The organism is Pantoea sp. At-9b, assembly GCF_000175935.2.
Lineage (GTDB): Bacteria > Pseudomonadota > Gammaproteobacteria > Enterobacterales > Enterobacteriaceae > Pantoea.
Window position 1 is genome coordinate 68,356 of the sequence record NC_014837.1, and the last position, 22,341, is coordinate 90,696.

At 55.6% G+C, this 22,341-nt stretch carries 21 protein-coding genes; 6 read left to right on the plus strand and 15 right to left on the minus strand.

The annotated features are described in order from the left end of the window. Window positions 1–38: 38 nt before the first annotated feature. Window positions 39–1,010, minus strand: coding sequence for a D-2-hydroxyacid dehydrogenase (locus tag PAT9B_RS00315; protein ID WP_013507260.1), 972 nt, complete (start codon window positions 1,008–1,010; stop codon window positions 39–41). A gap of 9 nt (window positions 1,011–1,019) precedes the next feature. Further along, on the minus strand, window positions 1,020–1,412 hold the full coding sequence (locus PAT9B_RS00320) for a RidA family protein (RefSeq protein ID WP_013507261.1): 393 nt from the start codon (window positions 1,410–1,412) through the stop codon (window positions 1,020–1,022). Between the two features lie 335 nt (window positions 1,413–1,747). On the opposite strand from PAT9B_RS00320, the gene glyQ reads away from it, so the two are divergent. Next, the gene (gene glyQ / locus PAT9B_RS00325; RefSeq protein WP_013507262.1) at window positions 1,748–2,659 is read left to right on the plus strand and encodes a glycine--tRNA ligase subunit alpha; all 912 of its coding nucleotides are present in this window, start codon (window positions 1,748–1,750) and stop codon (window positions 2,657–2,659) included. A gap of 9 nt (window positions 2,660–2,668) precedes the next feature. After that, window positions 2,669–4,738 carry a glycine--tRNA ligase subunit beta gene (gene glyS, locus PAT9B_RS00330; RefSeq protein ID WP_013507263.1) on the plus strand — a complete coding sequence of 690 codons (2,070 nt, stop codon included), beginning with the start codon at window positions 2,669–2,671 and terminating at the stop codon, window positions 4,736–4,738. A gap of 50 nt (window positions 4,739–4,788) precedes the next feature. Here glyS and PAT9B_RS29555 read toward each other — a convergent pair whose 3' ends face one another. The 9 genes from PAT9B_RS29555 to fdnG all read right to left on the minus strand — a co-directional run bounded on the left by PAT9B_RS29555 (window position 4,789) and on the right by fdnG (window position 14,846). Continuing rightward, a complete protein-coding gene (locus PAT9B_RS29555; RefSeq protein WP_013507264.1) occupies window positions 4,789–5,097 on the minus strand; it encodes a type II toxin-antitoxin system RelE/ParE family toxin in 309 nt (102 codons plus the stop codon). Beyond that, window positions 5,069–5,347: a type II toxin-antitoxin system ParD family antitoxin gene (locus PAT9B_RS00335; RefSeq protein WP_013507265.1), complete on the minus strand. Its 279-nt coding sequence runs from the start codon at window positions 5,345–5,347 to the stop codon at window positions 5,069–5,071. Before PAT9B_RS00335 ends, PAT9B_RS29555 begins: the two co-directional genes overlap by 29 nt. Before the next feature lie 108 nt (window positions 5,348–5,455). Then, complete coding sequence (selB, locus tag PAT9B_RS00340) at window positions 5,456–7,300, minus strand: selenocysteine-specific translation elongation factor (protein WP_013507266.1); 1,845 nt, start codon at window positions 7,298–7,300, stop codon at window positions 5,456–5,458. Further along, on the minus strand, window positions 7,297–8,676 hold the full coding sequence (selA, locus tag PAT9B_RS00345; protein ID WP_013507267.1) for an L-seryl-tRNA(Sec) selenium transferase: 1,380 nt from the start codon (window positions 8,674–8,676) through the stop codon (window positions 7,297–7,299). The genes selB and selA overlap by 4 nt, the downstream gene beginning before the upstream one ends. Before the next feature lie 12 nt (window positions 8,677–8,688). After that, entirely contained in the window at window positions 8,689–9,300 is a 612-nt protein-coding gene (locus PAT9B_RS00350) for a glutathione S-transferase (protein WP_013507268.1), read from the minus strand. Between the two features lie 41 nt (window positions 9,301–9,341). Continuing rightward, entirely contained in the window at window positions 9,342–10,271 is a 930-nt protein-coding gene (fdhE, locus tag PAT9B_RS00355) for a formate dehydrogenase accessory protein FdhE (protein WP_013507269.1), read from the minus strand. Next, window positions 10,271–10,912, minus strand: a complete 642-nt coding sequence (gene fdoI / locus PAT9B_RS00360) for a formate dehydrogenase cytochrome b556 subunit (RefSeq protein ID WP_041525880.1) — start codon at window positions 10,910–10,912, stop codon at window positions 10,271–10,273. Before fdoI ends, fdhE begins: the two co-directional genes overlap by 1 nt. Next, window positions 10,912–11,787 (minus strand): formate dehydrogenase subunit beta, encoded by an 876-nt coding sequence (fdxH, locus tag PAT9B_RS00365; protein WP_013507271.1) that lies wholly within the window; start codon window positions 11,785–11,787, stop codon window positions 10,912–10,914. The genes fdoI and fdxH overlap by 1 nt, the downstream gene beginning before the upstream one ends. A gap of 11 nt (window positions 11,788–11,798) precedes the next feature. Further along, window positions 11,799–14,846 (minus strand): formate dehydrogenase-N subunit alpha, encoded by a 3,048-nt coding sequence (gene fdnG / locus PAT9B_RS00370; protein ID WP_083810303.1) that lies wholly within the window; start codon window positions 14,844–14,846, stop codon window positions 11,799–11,801. Between the two features lie 230 nt (window positions 14,847–15,076). On the opposite strand from fdnG, the gene fdhD reads away from it, so the two are divergent. Beyond that, the gene (gene fdhD, locus PAT9B_RS00380) at window positions 15,077–15,817 is read left to right on the plus strand and encodes a formate dehydrogenase accessory sulfurtransferase FdhD (RefSeq protein WP_223300490.1); all 741 of its coding nucleotides are present in this window, start codon (window positions 15,077–15,079) and stop codon (window positions 15,815–15,817) included. Here fdhD and PAT9B_RS00385 read toward each other — a convergent pair. Beyond that, on the minus strand, window positions 15,814–16,590 hold the full coding sequence (locus PAT9B_RS00385) for a DeoR/GlpR family DNA-binding transcription regulator (protein WP_013507275.1): 777 nt from the start codon (window positions 16,588–16,590) through the stop codon (window positions 15,814–15,816). The two genes, fdhD and PAT9B_RS00385, sit on opposite strands and share 4 nt — an antisense overlap. 173 nt (window positions 16,591–16,763) lie before the next feature. Between PAT9B_RS00385 and PAT9B_RS00390 the strand changes: the two genes are divergently transcribed. Then, a complete protein-coding gene (locus PAT9B_RS00390; RefSeq protein WP_013507276.1) occupies window positions 16,764–18,104 on the plus strand; it encodes an aspartate aminotransferase family protein in 1,341 nt (446 codons plus the stop codon). A gap of 44 nt (window positions 18,105–18,148) precedes the next feature. Here the strand turns inward: PAT9B_RS00390 and PAT9B_RS00395 are convergent, their stop codons facing one another. After that, window positions 18,149–18,979: a hypothetical protein gene (locus PAT9B_RS00395; protein ID WP_013507277.1), complete on the minus strand. Its 831-nt coding sequence runs from the start codon at window positions 18,977–18,979 to the stop codon at window positions 18,149–18,151. Window positions 18,980–19,478: 499 nt separating this feature from the next. Between PAT9B_RS00395 and sodA the strand changes: the two genes are divergently transcribed. Both sodA and PAT9B_RS00405 read left to right on the plus strand, forming a co-directional pair. After that, window positions 19,479–20,105, plus strand: coding sequence for a superoxide dismutase [Mn] (gene sodA / locus PAT9B_RS00400; RefSeq protein ID WP_013507278.1), 627 nt, complete (start codon window positions 19,479–19,481; stop codon window positions 20,103–20,105). 175 nt (window positions 20,106–20,280) lie between these two features. After that, window positions 20,281–21,249, plus strand: coding sequence for a VirK/YbjX family protein (locus tag PAT9B_RS00405; RefSeq protein WP_041525714.1), 969 nt, complete (start codon window positions 20,281–20,283; stop codon window positions 21,247–21,249). 4 nt (window positions 21,250–21,253) lie between these two features. Here the strand turns inward: PAT9B_RS00405 and PAT9B_RS00410 are convergent, their stop codons facing one another. Further along, complete coding sequence (locus PAT9B_RS00410) at window positions 21,254–21,616, minus strand: YibL family ribosome-associated protein (protein ID WP_013507280.1); 363 nt, start codon at window positions 21,614–21,616, stop codon at window positions 21,254–21,256. 124 nt (window positions 21,617–21,740) lie between these two features. After that, window positions 21,741–22,286, minus strand: a complete 546-nt coding sequence (mtlR, locus tag PAT9B_RS00415; protein WP_013507281.1) for a mannitol operon repressor MtlR — start codon at window positions 22,284–22,286, stop codon at window positions 21,741–21,743. Between the last annotated feature and the right edge of the window lie 55 nt (window positions 22,287–22,341).

The following is a 22,341-nucleotide window of genomic DNA, read 5'->3' on the forward strand; positions in this document are numbered from 1 at the left end:
GCGCAATACCGGTGGTGCTCAAACACGAAATGCGCTAATTAATACCCGCGCGCGATATCCACCTGATTACGCAGCGCCCGACCACTGCGGAAGCGCACCAGGTTATCGATAAACACCTCAAGGCAACCCTCAAGGTAGGCAGCGTGATCGTCGAGGCTACAATGCGGCGTCATCACTACGCCGGGGGTGTGCCACAGCGGGTCATCTGTCGGCAGCGGTTCCTGCGGATAGACATCCAGTACCGCGCCCGCCAGTTCGCCCGCGTTCAACTTTTCGCGCATCGCGTCGTAATCAAACACATCGGCGCGGCCGACAATCACAATCCCGGCGCGTTTCGGCAGCAGATCAAGACGACGGCGATCAAACAGGCGCTGGGTTTGTGGTGTCAGCGGCAGCGTTGATACCAGCACATCCACTTGCGGCAGCACGTCATCGACGGCATCGATGCTGATACAGCGCTCTACCGGGGCGCTACACTCGCCGCTGCGCGTCACGCCAATCACGCGATAACCCTGCGCTGTCAGGCGTTGTGCCGCAGCGGAGCCAATGCCGCCGACACCCAGCAGCAGCACGGTTTTGTCACGCGCACAGCCGCCGAAACTCGGTCGCCACAGGCGTTGAGCCTGATCCTGGAGAAAACCGGGGATGCCGAAGTTAAACATCAGCGCCGCCATCAGAATAAATTCCGCCCCTTTGTCGCCATGTACGCCCGAAGCGTTGGTCAGGGTCACCCCTTGCGGTAAATGGGGCAGCCACTGCTCGACGCCTGCTGACATCACTTGTACCCAGCTCAGGCGGGGCGTCGTGAACTGGTCCAGCGCCAGTTTGCGTCCGGCCCATAGGATGTCGCAGTTTGCGAGGAAGCTGGCGCTCTGCGCTGCGCTGCGGTTGTCGCTCAGCGTGAAATGGCTACGCAGCTGCGGATGCGTCTCCAGCCGCTGACGCAACAGTTCAGCAGGCAGTTGCAGGGCATCCGGGCCGTTGGCGTCGTTCTCAATATGGATATGCATCGCGACTCCTTAACGCATTGCCGTGACTTCCATCTCGACCAACAGGTCAGGATGGTTGAGCTGAATGCCGACGGTGGCGCGTGCCGGGAACGGGAACGAGAAAAATTCGCTGTACACCGCATTCATCGCGGCAAAAGTGCTGAGATCGGTCAGATAAATGGTCACGCGCACCACATTGTCGAAGGTCATCTGCGCTGCGCTTAACAGGTCGCCAACATTCTTCAGTACCTGACGCGTCTGGCTGGCAATATCGTTGCCGATAATCTGGCCGCTATAGGGGTCAATGGCGACCTGGCCGGAGATAAACAGCATGGGTTCGTGCAAGACGGCGGCAGAGAGCGGTGCCGGTCCCATTGGACGGTCGCTGGCATTCATACCGGGATAGGCAATGGCGGTTTTCATGGTCAAATTCTCGTCAAATTTGTTTCACCGCAATTTCGTATACGATTATACAAGTGTCAATGTGCGATTTTTGACCATAGGGTAAAAAAGGTGATTTGTGTCACGAATGTGCGTGGAAGGTTATTTTATTTATCTTTATGATTTTAAATAAATAAAATCCTTAATGAACTGAAGCGTAGCGATGTGTTCGAAATCGTATACGATTTTCTTATTGTTGTGTTTTGCCCACTTTTGCCCGTACCAGCGCCGTCAGGATTTCCGGCTGCACATTGCGCGACCAAAGGGTATACTGTCGCACTCTTTTTTAATCCACCCGTATCGCGTGCGAATTCAACATGCAAAAGTTTGATACCAAGACCTTTCAGGGCCTGATCCTGACCTTGCAGGATTACTGGGCGCGTCAAGGCTGCACCATCGTCCAACCGTTGGACATGGAAGTGGGCGCTGGCACCTCTCACCCGATGACTTGCCTGCGCGCATTAGGGCCGGAGCCCATCGCTGCCGCTTATGTGCAGCCGTCACGTCGTCCCACCGATGGACGCTACGGTGAAAACCCGAACCGTTTACAGCACTACTACCAGTTCCAGGTGATCATCAAACCTTCACCGGACAACATTCAGGAGCTGTACCTCGGGTCGCTGAAAGAGCTGGGTATCGATCCGACCGTACACGATATTCGTTTCGTGGAAGACAACTGGGAAAACCCGACACTGGGTGCCTGGGGTCTTGGCTGGGAAGTATGGCTTAACGGCATGGAAGTGACGCAGTTCACCTACTTCCAGCAGGTGGGCGGCCTGGAGTGTAAGCCGGTGACCGGCGAGATCACCTATGGTCTGGAGCGTCTGGCGATGTATATCCAGAGCGTGGACAGCGTTTACGATCTCACCTGGAGCGACGGCCCGCTGGGCAAAACGACTTACGGTGATGTGTTCCATCAGAACGAAGTTGAGCAGTCGACTTACAACTTCGAATACGCGGATGTCGATTTCCTCTTCACCTGCTTCGAGCAGTACGAGAAAGAAGCGCAGCACCTGCTGGCGCTGGAAAAGCCGCTGCCATTGCCAGCATACGAGCGCATCCTGAAAGCCGCGCACAGCTTTAACCTGCTGGACGCGCGTAAGGCGATCTCGGTTACCGAACGTCAGCGCTACATTCTGCGCATTCGTACCCTGACCAAAGCCGTGGCAGAAGCCTATTACGCCTCCCGTGAGGCGCTGGGCTTCCCGATGTGCAATAACAACAAGTAAGAGGCAGCCATGACCGATAAAACTTTCCTGGTGGAAATTGGCACCGAAGAGTTGCCTCCGAAAGCGCTACGCAGCCTGGCGGAAGCCTTTGCTGCCCAGGTTACCGCTGAACTGGATGCCGCTGGCCTGGCGCATGGTGAGGTGAACTGGTTCGCCGCACCGCGTCGTCTGGCGCTGAAAGTGGCAAACCTGGCGGCCGCACAGCCGGATCGCGAAGTTGAAAAACGTGGCCCGGCTATCGCTGCCGCGTTTGATGCTAACGGCAACGCCACCAAAGCTGCTGAAGGCTGGGCGCGGGGTAACGGTATTACCGTTGATCAGGCCGAGCGTTTAAGCACCGATAAAGGCGAATGGCTGGTGTATCGTGCACAGGTGAAAGGCGAGAGCGCCCAGACCCTGCTGCCCGCGATGATCGCCACTGCGTTGAGTAAGCTGCCGATTCCAAAACTGATGCGCTGGGGTGCCAGCGACGTGCAGTTTGTGCGTCCGGTCCATACCGTCACGCTGCTGCTGGGTGATGAGCTGATTCCGGCTACCATCCTCGGTATTCAGTCGGATCGCGTGATCCGTGGTCATCGCTTTATGGGCGAGCCGGAAATCACCCTCGACCATGCCGACCAGTACCCGCAACTGCTGCTGGAACGCGGCAAAGTGGTGGCGGACTACGCTGCCCGTAAAGCACAGATCAAAGCTGATGCTGAGCAAGCGGCGCTGAAACTCGGCGGCAATGCTGACCTGAGCGACAGCCTGCTGGAAGAAGTGACTTCGCTGGTGGAGTGGCCGGTAGTACTGACTGCCACTTTCGAAGAGAAATTCCTCGCCGTACCGGCAGAAGCACTGGTGTACACCATGAAAGGTGACCAGAAATACTTCCCGGTCTACGCCAACGACGGCAAACTGCTGCCGAACTTTATCTTCGTTGCCAACATCGAATCCAGCGATCCGCAGCAGATCATCTCCGGTAACGAGAAGGTGGTACGTCCGCGTCTGGCAGATGCCGAATTCTTCTTCAACACCGACCGCAAAAAGCGTCTGGAAGATCACCTGCCGCGTCTGGAAACCGTGTTGTTCCAGAAAGAACTGGGTACGCTGCGTGATAAAACCGACCGTATTCAGGCGCTGGCTGGCTGGATTGCCGCGCAAATCGGTGCCGATGTCAATCACGCGACCCGTGCTGGTCTGCTGTCCAAATGTGACCTGATGACCAACATGGTGTTCGAGTTCACCGACACCCAGGGTGTGATGGGCATGCACTACGCGCGTCATGATGGTGAAGCGGAAGATGTGGCGGTGGCGCTGAACGAACAGTATCAGCCGCGCTTTGCCGGTGATGCGCTGCCGTCTAACCCGGTTGCCTGTGCTGTGGCGATTGCTGACAAGATGGATACCCTCGCGGGCATCTTCGGGATTGGTCAGCATCCGAAAGGCGATAAAGACCCGTTTGCGCTGCGCCGCGCTGCGCTGGGTGTGCTGCGTATTATCGTTGAGAAGAACCTGCCGCTTGATCTGCAAACCCTCACCGAGGAAGCGGTGCGTCTGTACGGCAGCAAGCTGAGCAACGGCAATGTTGTGGATGATGTCATCGACTTTATGCTGGGTCGTTTCCGTACCTGGTATCAGGAAGAAGGCCACAGCGTGGACACCATTCAGGCGGTGCTGGCGCGTCGTCCGACCCGTCCGGCTGATTTCGATGCCCGTATGAAGGCGGTTTCGCATTTCCGTACCCTGGAAGCGGCAACCACCCTGGCCGCCGCTAACAAGCGTGTTTCCAACATTCTGGCGAAATCGACCGAAACGCTGAACGACAGCGTGCAGGCTTCGTTGCTGAAAGAGAACGAAGAGATCCAGCTGGCCACCTTCGTGACGGCGTTGAGCAGCAAGCTGCAACCGTACTTCGCAGAAGGTCGCTATCAGGATGCGTTGATTGAACTGGCGCAACTGCGTGAGTCCGTCGATAACTTCTTCGACAAAGTCATGGTAAACGCGGATGACCAGGCGGTACGTATTAACCGTCTGACATTGCTGGCCCAACTGCGCGAGCTGTTCCTGCAAGTGGCGGATATTTCGCTGTTGCAGTAACACGCACCAGGCAGTAGCTGAAAGGGACGAGAAATCGTCCCTTTTGTTTTTTAGAAAAGTTGATTATCAAAAATGAACGCTGCTGTATCTTGTGAATGATGCAATATTCGGCCAATAAAAATATCGTTTATTTCAGTTTTGTAATAAATAACGTGTTGGCCGCAAGGTATTGAAAAAACTTTATTTCCTATTTCATATCGTCTGCGGCCTAATTCATTTGAAACAAGCCTGGAAAAAATTTTATCAAACTTTAGATTATATAAATTTGCCTGGTCTTCGCCAAAGTTCCGATAACCATAAATCCAGATATCGCTGAGATCTTCCTGTGCTTCAGGTTGTACTATTATCGTCCTTTTCATTTATGCCTACCCTGGCTTTGACTTTCCTAAGAAAGGCTTCCCTGTCCCATTCTTGCCCCTCACCGCTCTCAAGACCCTGCTTCACCAACGCTCTGAGCTTTTCCAGTTTCGATGCTGCCTGCTTTTCACGCAGCAAACGCAACGACTCCCTGACCACCTCGCTTTGCGTGCGATAGTCGCCAGAGGCAACCAGAGATTCAACAAACTCGCGCAGTTCATCACCCAAATCGATCGTCATAGTCCGTGCCATAGCGGTTACCTGATGTAAGAAATATTCTTACATCTTGGCATGTTTTGGTTCAACGATGAACTGTTGTTGCACAGGAGTTGCACAGACAATTGCGAGGTAACGTGAAAATCAGCGTACAAACAGCCGGGGATCGCGTAGCAGGTGTTCATTGCCGCGTCGGCGGGTAAAACCGCTGCGGTCAAAGAATTCCAGAATTTGCACCGCCACTTTACGCCCGGTGCCGAGCTGGTTGCGGAAATCGGCAGCGGTGGTGCTGCCACCGAGGGCAGCACGCTGGCGAATCAGATCGGCGAAGATCTGGATCTGCTCACTACGGTAGTAGCGATCGCGCACGATCGCGGTGATATGTCCAAGCCGTGCTGCTGTCAGCAACAGCTCGCGCACCGTCTGTTCATTTTGTTGAAGCGCGCTGGCCATGTCCCGCACCCACAGAGGCTGGTCACCAAACAGCGGTCCTGCCTGCTGCCACAGTCGCTCTTCCTGCGGGTTAAAGCGTGGCTTGAAGTCCGCCAGATGTAACCAGCCGTGGCGTTGCTGAATTAGCCCCTGTGCCAGCATCTGATCGGTCAGTGCCAGCACTAACTCTGCCGGAGCCTGTGGCAGCGCCATGCGGCGCAGGCGATCGTGACCGATACCCGGCTGTTCCGGGTGCTGCTGATGAAAATGGTCCAGCGCGTCGTGTAATTGCTGCTGCCAGCGGCTGACCTGGACCGGGTCCAGCAGCGCATGATGTAAACGCACCGGGGCAATACTGGCGAGCAGGGCATCCATTGCCGTGGGTGTGAGCTGGCGCGCCCAGGCGAATTCACTGTAGTCAGCAGGTTGCTGCCTGAGGTGGACGCGCAGGTTGGTTTCATCATCCGTCGCCAGCGTCAGTTGCTGCAACCAGGCCAGGTAATCGGGGTGGCGTTTACCGCGTTTTTTGCTGTTCAGCAGTAGCACCCGCCCGCCCCCCAGCGTGGATTGTGCGTTGCTGTCACGCAGGATCAGGCGGTCATTATCCGCCAGCCACAACGGCGAGCTGAGCACCAGTTCACCCAATTGATCGCTGAGCACGGTTAAACGCCCGGTCACGTGACTGGCGGCGTGATGAATGTGTACCGGCTGCGACGCATTTTTTTGCGGTTGCAGCAGGCTAAGCGCCAGCGTTAACCGGGTGGTGCCGTGTTCCTGTGGTTGGCTCAGTAGCCAGTCACCACGGGTGATTTGTGCTTTCTCCACCTCCCCGACGATATTCAACGCGATGCGCTGTCCGGCCTGCGCGCGGGCGACGGCCTGGTTCTGCGCATGCAGGGCGCGCACCCGTACCGGCTGGTTGACGCCGGTCAGCCACAGGGTAGCGCCGATGCTGACTTCCCCGCCCAGCGCGGTGCCGGTTACCACCAGTCCGGTGCCCTTCAGGGTAAAAGCACGATCGATGGCGAGGCGAAAACGCTGCTGTGGATTAAAAACGGGTTCAGGCAGCTTGGTCAGGTGTTGGCGCAGGGCCTCAATGCCTTGCAGAGTGGTGCTGCTGGTAACAAATTGCGCGACATCAGCCCAGCCCAGCTGTTGCGTTAACTGGGCGACCTGCTGCTGCACTTCGTCAATGCGTGCGCTATCAACGCGATCGGCCTTGGTTAGCGCCACGCTGAGCGGCGGTTGTCCGGCAAGGCTGAGCAACTGCAAATGTTCGCGGGTTTGCGGCATCACGCCATCGTCACAGGCGACGACCAGCAGCGCATGATGGATGCCGCCAATCCCCGCCAGCATATTGGCGAGAAATTTCTCGTGTCCGGGCACATCGATAAAACCCATCACCCGACCATCAGGTTGCGGCCAATAGGCGTAGCCGAGGTCGATAGTCATGCCACGCCGTTGTTCCTCGGGCAGGCGATCGGCATTGATGCCGGTCAGTGCCTGGAGCAGCGCGGTTTTGCCGTGATCAACGTGCCCGGCAGTGGCGATAATCATGGCAGCAGGTTCCGCATCAAGGCAGTTTCATCGTCAAGACAGCGTAGATCAAGCCACAGCTTACCCGCGCTGAAGCGGCCAATAACCGGCTGCGGCAGGGCGCGCCAGCGTTGTGCCAGCGCGTTCAGCGTGCCACTCTGACCATCGCGTGGGCTGAAGGTAATGGCAAAACTGGGCAGACGTTCTACCGGTAGCGATCCGCTGCCGATTTGTGACGAACAAGCAGCGATCGCCAGCGAAAAATCATCGCCAAACACCTTATCCAGCGCCGGCAGTAGCCGTTCAGCCTGCTGTCGGATGTCCGTTGCGGGGCGCGTCAGCTGGTGCAACGTGGGGAGCGCGTCCTGAAGATGTTCCGGGTGACGATAGAGTTGCAACGTCGCTTCCAACGCCGCCAGCGTCATTTTGTCGACGCGCAGCGCACGTTTCAGCGGATGTTGCTGGAGCTGGTCAATCAATGCTTTTTTGCCAATGATGATCCCCGCCTGCGGGCCACCCAGCAGCTTATCGCCGGAAAAACTCACCAGGCTGACGCCTGCCGCAATCAACTGCTGCGGCATCGGTTCAGCAGGCAGGCCGTATGCCGTCATGTCGATCAGCGAGCCACTGCCGAGGTCGGTAATCACCGGCAACTGATGTTCTTCTCCCAGCGTGACCAGTTCGGCCTCGCCAACCGCATGAGTGAAGCCCTGAATCTGGTAGTTACTGGTATGAACTTTCATTAACAGCCCGCTATCAGCGGTGATTGCGGCGCGATAATCTTTCAAATGGGTGCGATTGGTGGTGCCCACCTCCACCAGACGACATCCCGCCTGGCGCATCACGTCTGGAATGCGGAACGCACCGCCAATCTCCACCAGTTCCCCCCGCGAGACCACCACTTCACGCCCCGGTGCCAGGGTGGCCAGCATCAGCAGCACCGCCGCCGCGTTGTTGTTGACGATACAGGCATCTTCCGCACCGGTCAGTTCGCACAGCAGGGCGGCAACGGCGCGATCGCGGTGGCCGCGAGCGGCATCATCCAGCGCATATTCCAGCGTCACCGGCTGGCGCAGGCTGGCGACCACCGCTGCGATCGCCGTATCGCTTAAACAGGCGCGGCCCAGGTTGGTGTGTAACACGGTGCCGGTCAGGTTAAATACCGGGCGCAATGCGCTTTGACTCTGCTGCGCACTTCGGCGCAGCGCTTCACCCGGCCAATTGGCATGCCAGGCAGGAAGTCTCTGATGTTGCTGGATACAGTCACGCGCTTCCTGCTGCATGGCGCGTAGCTGACGGGTGGCGAAAGCGGTGCCTGCATCATCAATTAAAGACTGCAACGCGGGGTCGCGCAGCAGGCTATCAATGGCAGGCAGCTGACTAAACAGATTTTTCATTAAGCAGAACTTTTAACTGGAGGCTGGGACAGTACGGGCAAAACTCTCCCGCTTAAACAGCTTCTCCGCCAGTTTGATCAGTGCCGGACGATTGACGCACCAGTTCGGCACCACGCGGCGGAAATTGATGTAGCCAATCATGCAGCCGGTGGCGATATCCGCCAGATTGAGGGTGTCGCTGTTGAGTAAATCGCCCTGAGCCGCAGCGATTTCCAGCGCATCCAGTCCGCGCAGGATTTTTTCCCGGTTACGCAGCAAGACCTCCTCGGATTGCAGGTCTCCGGGGCGCATTTGCTCACGTACAATCACCAGGGCCGCATCGCTGATACCATCGGCCAGTTTTTCCAACTGGCGGATTTGCAGCGCCCGCAAGCGGTCATCAGGCAATAACGCCGGGGCTTCGCCGCGCAGCTCAATGGCTTCGGCAATCAGTGCCGAGTCAAACCAGGTGAGCTTGTTGTCATCCACCAGCGCCGGAACCTTGCCCAGCGGATTGTAGTGCGGCACGTGGCTGTCCGCGTTCCACGGTGATTCGTTAACAAATTCGAAGACGATGCCCTTTTCCAGCAGGATCACTGAAATTTTACGCACAAAAGGGCTGGTGTAGCTGCCAATCAGTTTCATCGAACGCCTCCGTGGTTACATGAAATATGCGTGTTGCGCGATCATCCTTCGCCTGGAAACAAAAACGGATTCAAACTGCTGCGAGAAAACCCTTCCTGCTCCATGCGCGCATCCAATACCAGCGAAGCCAGGTCGTCGGCCACGGGTTCCACCGCGGGATCTTTCTCCTGGTAGAGCATCTTCAGGTAAGTACCGCAATCGCCACAGCTTTCGGCTTTGACCGCCGCCATCTCGCTATCCAGCGACCAGTAATGCAAATCACGCGTCTGCTCGCAATTAGAACATTTGCTGCGTACCACATACCATTCACTTTCGCACAGATTGCAATGCAGATAACGCAAACCCTGCTGGCCAACATCCATGTGCACCACGCTGGTCACCGGCACGCTGGCGCAAACCGGGCAGAACTGGCGATGTTCGCCATATTCGGCTCGGGCTTTACCCGGAATCAGTGCTGCCATTTGCGCCCAATAGATCGACAACGCCGCCCAGATAAACGGCGACTTGTCGTTGCTGACCTGGGCAAAGTTGCCTTCCAGCAGCGCCGTCGCCAGCGTTTCCAGTTCGGTGGCCGAGGCTTTCTCCAGATTTTCCAGCACCGCCAGCGCCTGACCGCTCATCTCCGGTTTCAGTTCGGCGATCAGCGAATGCAGCAGTCGCTGCCAGTGGGCGTCGCGGGGGTAAGTGTGAATATCCAGCGGAGGAATGCCCTGTTCGGCACTTTGCGCCAGGCGCGCGTGCAAATCGATCTGGAGAGGGTGGTCATACAGCACGATTTCCTGCGCCTGGGCGATCACTGCGGCGAAGCGCAGGTAATCACCGAGCGGATTTTTCGCTGCCAGCTCGCGCAAACGGGCGGCCCGACGGCTATATAAGTTTTTCAGCCGGGGGAAAAGTAACGGCGGAATGTTATCCGCCGTTTTCTTATCGCTTTTCTCCAGCTGGTCCTGCGGGATAATGCGAATACTCATCAGGGGCGTTTTTCCTGTTGTGTTTGGCGTTGGCGCTGCTCGCGATACCAGCGTGGGTGATGTTTCTTCGCCCACGCGGCAGGGACCCAGCCTTCAACCATCGCGGTAATGGTGCCTTTGACCCACAAGGCCGCGTAGATATGCACCATAATCACGATAATCAGCGCCACGGCTGAGACCGAATGCACCACCAGTGCGGCGCGAATCAATGGAATGGAGAAGGCAGCGGCAAAGTACGGCCGCCAAATCACAATTCCACTCACCAGCAGCATGACTAAGCTGATGATAGCAGCCCAGAACACACACTTCTGCCCGAAATTATATTTGCCGGTATCGCCGACCTCTTCATTGCGCACGATTTTATGGATGTTTTTTGCCCACAAAATGTCCTCGCGGTTGATCAGATTCTGACGCCAGTAGCGTAAGAACATGATTAAAAAGGCAGCAAACATCACCACGCCGACAAAAGGATGCAGAATGCGCGCCAGTTGCGGTGTGCCCAGTACGTGCATCAGCCAGTTAAATGACGGGAAAAAGAAACCCAATCCGCTGAGGGCGGCGAAGACAAAGCAAAACGCCACAATCCAGTGATTGATGCGTTCCGGGGCGCTATAACGAATCAGGCGATCGCGCTTTTTCATCATTTTTGCTCCTCGTCATCGTCGACCCGGTTTGGCCCGACACCGACATAGTGGAACACCGCCGCCGCAAAGGTGGCGGCAAAGCCCACCGCCGCCAGCGGTTTCCAGATACCTTTCCAGAAGGTGACGGCGGAGCTGATGCTCGGGTTTTCCGGCAGGCCGTGATACAGCTGCGGTTTGTTGGCATGATGCAGCACATACATCACATGCGTACCGCCGACGCCAGCCGGATCGTACAATCCGGCATGGTCGTAACCGCGTGTTTTCAGCTCCTCCACCCGTTCTCCGGCCAGGGTTTGCATATCCACTTTGCTGCCGAAATGAATGGCTCCGGTCGGGCAGGTTTTCACACAGGCCGGCTCCTGACCGACGGTGACACGATCGACACACAAGGTGCATTTATATACGCGGTTATCCTCTTTATTGAGGCGCGGCACGTCGAACGGGCAACCGGCGATGCAGTAGCCGCAGCCAATACATTGCTCAGACTGAAAATCGACAATGCCGTTGGCGTACTGAATGATCGCCCCTTCTGAAGGACAGGCCTTGAGACAACCCGGATCGGCGCAGTGCATGCAGCCATCCTTACGGATCAGCCACTCCAGCTTGCCGTTCTCTTCGACTTCAGAAAACCGCATCACCGTCCAGGATTTGGCGGTCAAATCCGCCGGGTTGTCATACACCCCGACGTTATGACCAACTTCATCGCGGATGTCGTTCCACTCGGAACAGGCGACCTGGCAGGCTTTGCAGCCGATGCAGGTGGTGACGTCGATCAGTTTCGCCACCTCCTGCTGATGGTTGCGTGCCTGCGGCGGTGGCGTCACGCCGTTGGTGGCGGAGCGGCGGATAATGTCTTGCGATTGATAAGCCATCTTCGTTCTCCTTACACCTTCTCGACGTTAACCAGGAATGCCTTAAACTCCGGCGTTTGCGTGTTGGCGTCGCCAACAAACGGCGTCAGGGTATTGGCGATAAAGCCTTTTTTCGCCACGCCCTGATAACCCCAGTGAATCGGGATACCGATGGTATCCACGGTTTTGCCATCCACCTGCAACGGCCGTAGACGTTTGGTGACCACCGCTTTGGCTTTGATATAGCCGCGATTCGAGCTGACTTTCACCGTGTCGCCCTGCGCGATACCCAGCTTATTCGCCAGCACTTCGCCAATCTCCACAAACTGCTCCGGCTGCGCGATGGCGTTGAGCCGCGCGTGTTTGGTCCAGAAGTGGAAATGCTCGGTGAGGCGATAGGTGGTGCCGACATACGGGAACTGAGCGGCGTGGCCCATGGCCGCCAGATCATCTTTGAACACGCGTGCCGCCGGATTTGACACCACATTAGGATGCAGCGGGTTGGTACCAATCGGTGTCTCAAACGGTTCGTAGTGTTCCGGGAACGGGCCTTCCGCCATTTTGTCGAGCGCGAACAGGCGGCCCAAACCATCGGGCTGCATGATAAACGGCCCAACGTTGCTGCCGGGTGCGGCGGTGCTGTAGTCCGGGATATCCATCCCGGCCCACTTACTGCCATCCCATTTCAGCAATTGACGTTTGGCATCCCACGGGTTGCCCTGCGGGTCGGCAGACGCGCGGTTGTAGAGGATGCGGCGGTTGAGCGGCCATGCCCAACTCCAGTTCAGCGTGTTACCCAAGCCGGATGGGTCAGCGTTATCGCGGCGCGCCATCTGGTTGCCTTCCGCGGTCCAGCTCCCGGCGAAAATCCAGCAACCGCTGCTGGTAGTGCCGTCATCTTTGAGATACGCAAAGGTACTAAGCTGCTGACCTTTTTTCACCAGCAGGGTGCCTTTGTCATCCATGATATCTGCCAGCGCCTTGCCGTTGCTCTCCATCGCCACCTCTTCCGACGCCGGGTTTTCTGGCGTCAGGTAGTTCCAGGTCATGTTCAGCACGGGTTCCGGCGCGGCCCCGCCTTCACGCGCATACATCTCGCGCAGCCGCAGGTAGATACCCGCGAGGATTTCGCCGTCGTTGCGCGATTCACCCGGGCCATCCTGGCCTTTCCAGTGCCACTGCAACCAGCGGCCGGAGTTAACGATCGATCCGTTCTCTTCGGCAAAACAGGTGGAGGGCAGGCGGAATACCTCGGTCTGAATCTGTGCCGGGTCAACATCGTTAAACTCGCCGTGATGCTGCCAGAAGGTCGAGGTTTCGGTGTTGAGCGGGTCGATGGTGACGAGGAACTTCAGCTTCGACAGTGAATCAATCACTTTGCGTTTATTGGGGAACGATGCCACCGGATTGAAGCCCTGGCACAGGTAACCGTTCACCTTGCCCTGCGACATCATCTCGAAGTACTGCAACACGTCGTAGCCTTTGTCCCACTTCGGCAGCCAGTCAAAGCCCCAGCTATTCTCCGCCTGCGCTTTGTCGCCAAAGAAGGCTTTCATCATGCTCACGAAGAATTTCGGGTAGTTGCCCCAGTAGTTCACCTGGCCGGGCAGCGCCGGTTTTGGCGTGTTGGCGTTGAGATAGGTTTGCAGATCGGTTTGTTTTTCCGACGGTAGCGTCATGTAGCCCGGCAGGCTTTGTGACAGCAGGCCGAGATCGGTCAGTCCCTGAATATTGGAGTGACCACGTAGCGCATTGACGCCGCCGCCCGCCATCCCCATGTTGCCGAGCAGCAGCTGAATCATCGCCATGGTGCGGATGTTCTGCGCACCAATGGAGTGCTGCGTCCAGCCAAGGGCATAGAGGAACGAGGTGGTGCGATCGCGCGCGCTGGTCTCGCCGATCAGTGCGCAGACATGCAGGAAATCGGCTTTGGGTGTGCCGCAAATACGTTCGACCATCTCCGGCGTATAGCGGCTGACATGCTGCTTCAGCAAGTTCCATACGCAACGCGGATGGCTCAGGCTGTCGTCGCGTTTGGCGAAGCCATCCTCACCCAGCTCGTAGTTCCAGCTGGTTTTATCGTACTTACGGTTGTCCGCGTCATAGCCGCTAAACAGGCCATCCTCAAAGTGATAATCTTCGCGCACAATCAGGCTGGCGTTGGTATACGCCTGCACATATTCGTGCTGGATTTTGTCGTTTTCCATCAGCCAGCGCAGCACGCCCGACAGGAAAGCGATGTCAGAACCGGAGCGAATTGGCGTATAGAAGTCCGCCACCGATGCAGTACGCGTAAAGCGCGGATCGATGACAATCAGTTTGGCTTTGTTGAAGATTTTGGCTTCCATCGCCCAACGGAAACCGACCGGATGCGCTTCAGCCGCATTACCGCCCATCACCACAATCAGGTTGGCATTACGGATGTCGACCCAGTGATTGGTCATCGCACCGCGACCAAATGTTGGAGCAAGACTTGCTACCGTTGGTCCGTGTCAGACGCGTGCCTGGTTGTCGACCGCCAGCATACCGAGCGATCGGGTCATTTTTTGGGTGAGATAGCCCGTTTCATTGCTGGAGGCCGAGGCGCACAGCATGCCGGTGGTCAGCCAGCGGTTGACGGTGACACCGTCGGCGTTCTGCGCCACAAAGTGGGCATCGCGGTCCGCCTTCATCAGTTTCGCGATGCGATCAAAGGCATCGTCCCACGTGATGCGCTGCCAGTGATCAGAACCGGGTGCGCGATATTCCGGGTAGTGCAGGCGGCTGTCGCTGTGGACAAAATCCAGCAGGCCCGCGCCTTTCGGACACAGCGCGCCACGACTGACCGGATGATCCGGATCGCCTTCAATATGGAAGATAGTTTCTTTAGCGTTTCTTGCGCCATCGCCGAGGCTGTACATCAACAGGCCACAGCCGACGGAGCAGTAGGTGCAGGTATTACGGGTTTCGCGGGCGCGCAACAATTTGTACTGTCGCGTTTCCGCCAGCGCTAGCTCGGGGGTAAAACCGAGCAGGGCTGCCGTGGTCCCCGCCATACCGCCTGCGCAGATTTTGAAGAATTTTCTTCTGCTGACGTTCATGGGAGATAATCCTTGGTTCGACATTACTCACGTTTATTTTTTTGCGGTGCACTGGCTAAGGGTTCAAAATGACCCAACTAAAAAAGCGAGTATAGCGGCTAAATATTACCACTGCTTTTGTAAGGTTGTTGTGCGAGGCGAACAAAGTGACACAGAAAGATCAGGTAAGTCCCGGTAATGTGAGTGAGATCTCAGGTGCGCGCCAGGCCCAGGTCTGGCAGCGGCGTGACATGGCCCATGCGGAGCCGGACTGGCTGGCGCAGGAAGTCCCGGTGGCCCTGGTCTACAACGGCATCTCCCACGTGGTGATGATGGCGACGCCCAATGACCTGGAGGCGTTTGCCGTTGGCTTTTCACTGTCCGAAGGCATTATCGACGCGCCGCAGGAGATATTTGGTCTTGATGTGGTCGCGGGCTGCAACGGCATAGAAGTACAAATCGAACTCTCCAGCCGCCGCTTTATGGCGCTGAAAGAACAGCGTCGGGCGATGGCGGGTCGCACCGGTTGTGGCGTCTGTGGGGTGGAGCAGCTGGACCAGATTGGCAAACCGATTACGCCGCTGCCCTTTACCCAGACGTTTTCCCTTGAGCATCTCGATACCGGCCTGGCGCGTCTGCGCGACTTCCAGCCGGTGGGTGAATTGACCGGTTGCACTCATGCCGCCGCCTGGATGTCGCCACAGGGCGAGCTGCGCGGCGGCTGTGAAGATGTTGGCCGCCACGTGGCGCTGGATAAGTTACTGGGCTATCGCAGCAAGGCCGACTGGCAGCAGGGCGCAGTGCTGGTTTCCAGTCGCGCCAGTTATGAGATGGTGCAGAAGTCAGCGATGTGTGGCGTTGAGATTCTGTTCGCGGTATCGGCGGCAACGCAGCTGGCGGTGGAGGTGGCGCAACGCAGCAACCTGACGCTGGTCGGCTTCAGTAAACCGGGGCGTGCCACCATTTATACCCATCCACAGCGGTTGCGTTAAACCACCTGCACCTGTGCCAGCGCCTGTTGCAGTGCGCTGAGCGCGCCGGGTTTTGCCTGGCCCGCATCGCAGATCAGCAGATCAATCTCGGCAATCGGTGCGTATTGCGTGCGGCTGACCACGCCCAGTTTGCTGTGGTCCGCCAGCAGAATGGTGCGGCTGGCCTGTTGCACCATAGCGCGCGCAATCGCCGCTTCATGCGGGTGAAAACTGGTGGCACCGTGTTTGGCCTCAATCCCGACCGGTGACAGCAACGCCACATCGGCCCGATAGCGATAAATCTCGCCCACCGTCATTTCACCACGCGTCTGTTGCGCCCCGGCAGACATCATGCCACCCAGTAAAATCACCTGATTATTCAGCGGCTCATGTTCTTCAGCGGCACTCAGCGCCAGCGCGGCTTGCAGGCTGTTGGTGATGATGGTCAGCCCGGACATGGTGCGCAGCTCCTCGGCCAGCAGGGTGGTGGTGGTACCGGAATCGAGGAAGAGCGTCTGGCCCGGTTGCAGATGCTGTACCGCCGCCACGGCAATGGCGCGTTTCTCCTTTGCCTGCGCGCTGCGGCGCACGCGGAGCGGCGCTTCTGGCTGGCTGTCGACCGCCACCAGGCCACCATGGACGCGTCGTGCCACACCCTGTGCTTCCAGCTCGATAATGTCGCGCCGTGCCGTTTCCCGCGAAATACCCAGCTCTTTGATGACGCGTTCGGTACTGACCTGATGATGTGTCGTCAGCAGCGCACGAATGCGATGTAAACGGGTTTCCTGCAACATGACATTTCCCTGTAGCGAGTTCAGCGTGGGCCTAAGATTACCTGAGCTTCATCATTCCGTCATGTGTATTTGGTTGTATTTGTGTATTTGGTTGCATTTGTCGTAAAAACCGGCATGATATCAGCAGACGGTTATTACGCATGCACCCCTTTCACCTCGCAACGGGAGTTATCATGGCTACACGTTCCACCATCATGGATACCAACAGTTTTCGTGCTGAGCACGCCGACGGTCTGGACGCCGATACGCGCAAACTGACGGATAAACGCAGCAAAGTGCTGGGCGAGTCGTATCGCCTGTTCTACCGTAAACCAGTGCATTTGGTGCGCGGTGAAGGGCAGTATCTGTGGGACGCCGCAGGGAACAAATATCTGGACGTGTACAACAACGTGGCCAGCATTGGCCATTGCCATCCGGCGGTGATTGAGGCGGTGAATCAGCAGATGAAGATGCTGAATACCCATACCCGTTATCTGCACGAACGTATCCTCGATTACAGCGAAGAACTGCTGGCAACCACCCCGGACGCCATCGACCGTGCGATGTATATGTGTACCGGTTCGGAAGCCAATGACCTGGCGATCCGCGTGGCGCGCGCTTTCAGCGGCGGCACCGGCATTATCGTGTCGCAGGAGGCTTACCACGGCACCAGCGACCTGACGTCTGGCGCGTCTCCGGCGCTGGGCACCGGCCAGCCGCTGGCTCCGACCACCCGTCTGGTGCCGCCGCCAGATCATTACCGCGTTAATGCGCCTGATCTGGGCGAGTGGTTTGCTAATGAAATCCAGAAGCAAATCGACGACATGAAGGCACACGGTATTAAGTTCGCCGGTTTCCTTGCCGACTCGATTTTCTCCTCCGATGGAGTACTGCCGAACCCGCCGGGCTTCCTGCAAAAAGCGGTGGATGTGGTGCATGCCAACGGCGGTATCTTTATTGCCGACGAAGTACAGCCAGGCTTTGCCCGTACCGGTGATGCTTTCTGGGGCTTTGCCCGTCACGGCGTAGTGCCGGACGTGGTAACCACCGGTAAGCCGATGGGCAACGGTATTCCGGTTTCTGGTCTGCTGGCGAAAAGTGATGTGCTGGCCGCGTTCAGCGACGAGATTCCTTACTTCAACACCTTTGGTGGCAACCCGGTGGCGATGGCCGCGGCGCAGGCGGTGCTGAAAGTGATCAAGGAAGAGGGCTTGCAGGAACACAGCCGCGTAGTGGGTGCCAAATTGCAGGCTGAGCTGGCAAAACTGATGGCAAGGCACGAGGCGATTGGCGATGTGCGCGGTGCCGGTCTGTTTATTGGTTTCGAGCTGGTGGCCGATCGCAGCAGCAAAACCCCGGACAAGGCACTGGCGCTGGATTTAATCGAGAAGCTGCGTGACCACCACGTGCTGACCTCGGTGGCCGGTCCCTACGGTAACGTGTTGAAACTGCGTCCACCGTTGGCATTCCAGGAAAGCGATATCGACTGGCTGGTCGGTGCGCTGGATAAATCGTTGACTGAGCTGGGTCGCTAAAGTGAAAGGTGCGCAATGCATAGCATTGCGCACCTTGGGTGCGGTTAATGTCCGTGCTTAAATTCTAATAAAGCATTAATCATTTCATCAATTTTGTTAAAAGAAGATTGAAAATAGGCATGCCATTCTTTTGCCGTGTCTTGGTCAAATTTGATTCTTTTTTTAATTCTGTTATCCATGTTACCCTTATATTCTTTAAGGTGCTGAACTTCATCCATTAACCGATCCACAATTTTTTTCATTGCATCTATATTTTGTGGTGAAAATTCTTCGGAACGCGCGTTGTTTATCACCAGACGGTTAAAAAGATTTGCGACTTTCTCTCCCTTCGATATCGCCATCTCCAGTGAATGGGAAAAGTGACGATTTATCCCACCAGCACCTGCAGTTGATACCAATTTCATATAATCATTAAATAACATTGCTCTCACTGAGTCTCTGAAGCTGGTGGCAGCTGTGAAAATCCTGTGAGGCTCAATAGTTAAATTGTCCGAGAAGGTTTCATTTTTACTGGTTACGATATTTAACTCAATTCCTGTTATGTTATCGACGTGATCCCATAGCGGATTCCTGGGTGACGCATCATGGGATATTGCATTGTTTATCAATGTATTTTCAGCATTTGTGCCATTGGCAGAGACCAGCGCTGTGCTGCCGGGCGCGAGCCAGGATACTAAAGTGAAAACTCCCGTACCAAGTAACACGGTCCCGGATATTGCTGCAACGGTTTTCCATGTTTTGTTGGAAGATATTTCTTTTTGAATATTGTTAACACCCTTTATATCCTTGGCTAATAGTGGTTTGTTGCTATTAATCGTGTCAGTAGTAATGGCGTTCTGGCATTGATTGAATCTTCCATGGATAGAAATAGTCATAAAATATAACCTCGAATTTTTATTATTAAGCGATGACGATCAGAAACGAATATCGTTGCCATTTTATTGACTTAGATTAATTTTTTATTGAATTGAGGCTGTAATCATCTTGTCAGGATATGCTTGGATTTTATTTTCATGAGGGTGGGTATGATTAGGGTAATGATAAAAGAGATTTATTCAGGATGAGTCAATATCATTCACTTTTAACCTGAAATGAATTCTGAAATATTATGGATTTTTTGATGTAAAACTTTTTTCACCGAAGGCTACCTGGCGATCCCGCAAGGCCGTTATGCCAGATCCGCACAACAATGCGTCGGTAGAGGTCAGCTTCCTCACCTTACGTGCGCACCTTTTGCCAGATTCTTCAAATCCTTATCATTACTAAGGCATTGATAACCCTTTTCCAGATCATGATTTTAACTATAATGATCCAACTGCTTACGCGGCACGCCAGCGAGGTTGTGCTGCTCAAACACTAATGGAGAGGAAGAACATGAGTTATTCACTGCCATCCCTGCCTTACGACTACGACGCACTGGAACCGCACTTCGACAAGCAGACGATGGAAATCCATCACTCTAAACACCACCAGGCTTATGTAAACAACGCCAATGCCGCGCTGGAATCACTGGCTGGCACCGAATTCGACGGTATTCCGGTTGAAGAACTGATCGCTAAACTGGACAAACTGCCAGCAGACAAAAAAGGCCCACTGCGTAACAACGCCGGTGGTCACGCGAACCACAGCCTGTTCTGGAAAGGTCTGAAACTCGGCACCACCCTGCAGGGTGAACTGAAAGCTGCCATTGAGAAAGATTTCGGCAGCGTGGAAAAATTCCAGGAAGAGTTTGAGAAAGCCGCTACCACCCGCTTTGGCTCTGGCTGGGCGTGGCTGGTGAAAAAAGGCGACAAGCTGGCGGTGGTATCTACTGCGAACCAGGACAGCCCGCTGATGGGTGAAGCGATCTCTGGCGCTTCTGGCTTCCCGATCATCGGTCTGGATGTGTGGGAACACGCTTACTACCTGAAATATCAGAACAAACGTCCTGATTACATCAAAGCGTTCTGGAACGTGGTGAACTGGGACGAAGCTGCTGCACGTTTCGCGTCAGCCAAGTAAGTCGACATTCTGCACGACAGCAACCGGTGGACAGGTTCCGCCGGTTTTTTTTAAACCAAATCTAAACAAACCACTTATCCCCGCCCGTCAAACCCTCAGCCGCTAACTTATTAACCTGTCGTTGATAATTTGGGGCATATAGTTGCGCCAGTTTTCTTTGGCGAAAAAAATAATTATGTCTATGATAACAACTTCAGTGACGAATAATGATTCGTCCACATCGCTGTTTTTTCAGTTAATAACTGGAAAGTTTGTGCCAAATAAATTGTGGCGTAGCAAAAGTTTCCGGCTTAAATTTGCGTTACGAACACTGGTTTATCCTGTTACTACTCACCGTTACCTGAATCAGCTGGCCGCGTTGCCGCAGCTGCCGCAAATGCTGACGGTACAGGGGTTGCTGCCTGCCAAACCGCATCGTCCGTATCTGTGCGCTGGCTTCAGCGTGGCGCAACGCGCGCAGGCGATTCTCGACCATTATCACCTGATGGCTGAGCTGGAAAACGCCACCCTGCGTCAGTTGCTGCAAAGTCCGGGCGATAATCTGCTGACCCGCTTTAAAGGTAAAAATGACGAATCATTTGTGATTCACTGCTGTCCAGGGCGTTTTGACCGTGAAGGCGAAATTACGCTGGAATTGCGCTATGAAGAGAAATTGATCGCCTCGTTGTCATTCTCTATTTTTAATCAGAACCAACAAAGATGCTTATTAATTGGTGGATTGCAGGGACCGCGAAAACATATTTCTAATGATGTGATTCGTGATGCCACCAAAGCCGCGCACGGTTTATTCCCGAAACGTTTGTTGATGGAAGCGGTGTTTATTCTGGCTCAGCAGTGTGGGGTTCAGGCGATGAGTGCGGTGGGGGATACCACCCATGTCTTTCGCAGTCTGCGCTATCGGCACAGCAAGGGCGACCACTTCTTTGCCAGCTACAGTGAATTCTGGCAGTCATTGGGCGGGGAAGCGCGGGCAGATGGCGTATTTACCTTGCCATTGCAGATGGCGCGTAAATCGCTGGACGAGATCGCCAGCAAAAAACGTGCGGAATATCGCCGTCGTTATGAATTGCTGGATAACCTGACGCAGCAGGTATTGCTGGCGGCAGGTGTGGCAGAAGTACGCGACGTGTCACACGCCGCGTAAGCAATCAGAACGGCTGCTTCGCGTAGCCGGTCATCACCTTCAGACCCATTTCACGTCCGAGCGCGGTCATCGGGTGTACCACCACCAGGCCGCGCACGCTTTTCTTCAGCGCACCCATATTAGCCTGTTCTTTTTTGGTGATTTCACGGCTGAACGGCAGCTTCTGGAGCTGCTGCGCTTCTTTGCTTAACTTCTCGTCACGCACGCCACGCAGGCGCTCAATTTCGACCACCAGCGCTTCTTTCTCTTTCAGCAGTGCACCGATTTTTTCGGCATCACCGGCTTCCAGCAGCTGCGGTTCTTTGCGGTTCAGGGCATCCAGCTGATCGCTCAGGCGTTTGATCTCAGCTTTTTCTTGTTCTTTCATTGGGGAAACTCGTTAAGGAAAACAGGGAAAGGATACACCATAACGACACGGCTGTTGCGCGATAAATCGCGCGGCTACGGATTTCGCGCTGTAGCGGCGCGATTTATCGCGCAGGATTTTTGCCTCAAACCGCGGGTTTTTTAAACGCCTGCTTATGGGAGATGCGGGAAATCAGTTCGGTGAGTGACAACACCATGGTCGAACGGACCATCTGCAAATAACGCTGCTGCTGCATGGCACGCAGTTCGTCATCATCACGGGTAAAGTCGGGTTTTGGCGGCCAGGCCGCGACGCAGTGCAATTCGCTAAAAGGGCCGAGGATTTCATCGTCGGTAAAACGATACTCATTGGTGTCGTGATTCAACTCCTCGCGCAGCGCCAGCAGCAGCTCACAATCTTCATATTCATGGCGATTGATCACGCCAAGACCGTAGATCAGCTTCAGCCGTACTGACATCTCGCCGAGCGGGCCGTTGCCCAGCAGCAACGGCTCCACGGCGTATTTCACGGCGTAATCATCCTTGCGGAAAACCTGCAAAACCAGCAGGTTAACCGCTTCGGTCAACAGCTCAACGGCGGCGATCAGGAAGCTTCTCACCGAACGACCGGCGTTCAGGCGCTCAAGCACCCGGTTTTCAAAAGCTTGCTTCTCTTCCATTATTGCCTGCATCGTTCAGCTACCGCCGTCGGGCGTGATGAGTCTACGTGGCGCGCATTATGCCATC

Coding starts and splice junctions, on each gene's coding strand:
- fdxH (WP_013507271.1), bottom strand. CDS start 11,787: ATGGCTTATCAATCGCAAGACATTATCCGCCGCTCCGCCACCAACGGC.
- glyS (WP_013507263.1), top strand. CDS start 2,669: ATGACCGATAAAACTTTCCTGGTGGAAATTGGCACCGAAGAGTTGCCT.
- PAT9B_RS00395 (WP_013507277.1), bottom strand. CDS start 18,979: ATGACTATTTCTATCCATGGAAGATTCAATCAATGCCAGAACGCCATT.
- glyQ (WP_013507262.1), top strand. CDS start 1,748: ATGCAAAAGTTTGATACCAAGACCTTTCAGGGCCTGATCCTGACCTTG.
- fdoI (WP_041525880.1), bottom strand. CDS start 10,912: ATGAAAAAGCGCGATCGCCTGATTCGTTATAGCGCCCCGGAACGCATC.
- PAT9B_RS00320 (WP_013507261.1), bottom strand. CDS start 1,412: ATGAAAACCGCCATTGCCTATCCCGGTATGAATGCCAGCGACCGTCCA.
- selA (WP_013507267.1), bottom strand. CDS start 8,676: ATGAAAAATCTGTTTAGTCAGCTGCCTGCCATTGATAGCCTGCTGCGC.
- PAT9B_RS00350 (WP_013507268.1), bottom strand. CDS start 9,300: ATGAAACTGATTGGCAGCTACACCAGCCCTTTTGTGCGTAAAATTTCA.
- PAT9B_RS00335 (WP_013507265.1), bottom strand. CDS start 5,347: ATGGCACGGACTATGACGATCGATTTGGGTGATGAACTGCGCGAGTTT.
- PAT9B_RS00390 (WP_013507276.1), top strand. CDS start 16,764: ATGGCTACACGTTCCACCATCATGGATACCAACAGTTTTCGTGCTGAG.
- PAT9B_RS00385 (WP_013507275.1), bottom strand. CDS start 16,590: ATGTTGCAGGAAACCCGTTTACATCGCATTCGTGCGCTGCTGACGACA.
- mtlR (WP_013507281.1), bottom strand. CDS start 22,286: ATGCAGGCAATAATGGAAGAGAAGCAAGCTTTTGAAAACCGGGTGCTT.
- selB (WP_013507266.1), bottom strand. CDS start 7,300: ATGATTATCGCCACTGCCGGGCACGTTGATCACGGCAAAACCGCGCTG.
- sodA (WP_013507278.1), top strand. CDS start 19,479: ATGAGTTATTCACTGCCATCCCTGCCTTACGACTACGACGCACTGGAA.
- PAT9B_RS29555 (WP_013507264.1), bottom strand. CDS start 5,097: ATGAAAAGGACGATAATAGTACAACCTGAAGCACAGGAAGATCTCAGC.
- PAT9B_RS00405 (WP_041525714.1), top strand. CDS start 20,281: ATGTCTATGATAACAACTTCAGTGACGAATAATGATTCGTCCACATCG.
- fdhD (WP_223300490.1), top strand. CDS start 15,077: ATGGCCCATGCGGAGCCGGACTGGCTGGCGCAGGAAGTCCCGGTGGCC.
- PAT9B_RS00315 (WP_013507260.1), bottom strand. CDS start 1,010: ATGCATATCCATATTGAGAACGACGCCAACGGCCCGGATGCCCTGCAA.
- PAT9B_RS00410 (WP_013507280.1), bottom strand. CDS start 21,616: ATGAAAGAACAAGAAAAAGCTGAGATCAAACGCCTGAGCGATCAGCTG.
- fdhE (WP_013507269.1), bottom strand. CDS start 10,271: ATGAGTATTCGCATTATCCCGCAGGACCAGCTGGAGAAAAGCGATAAG.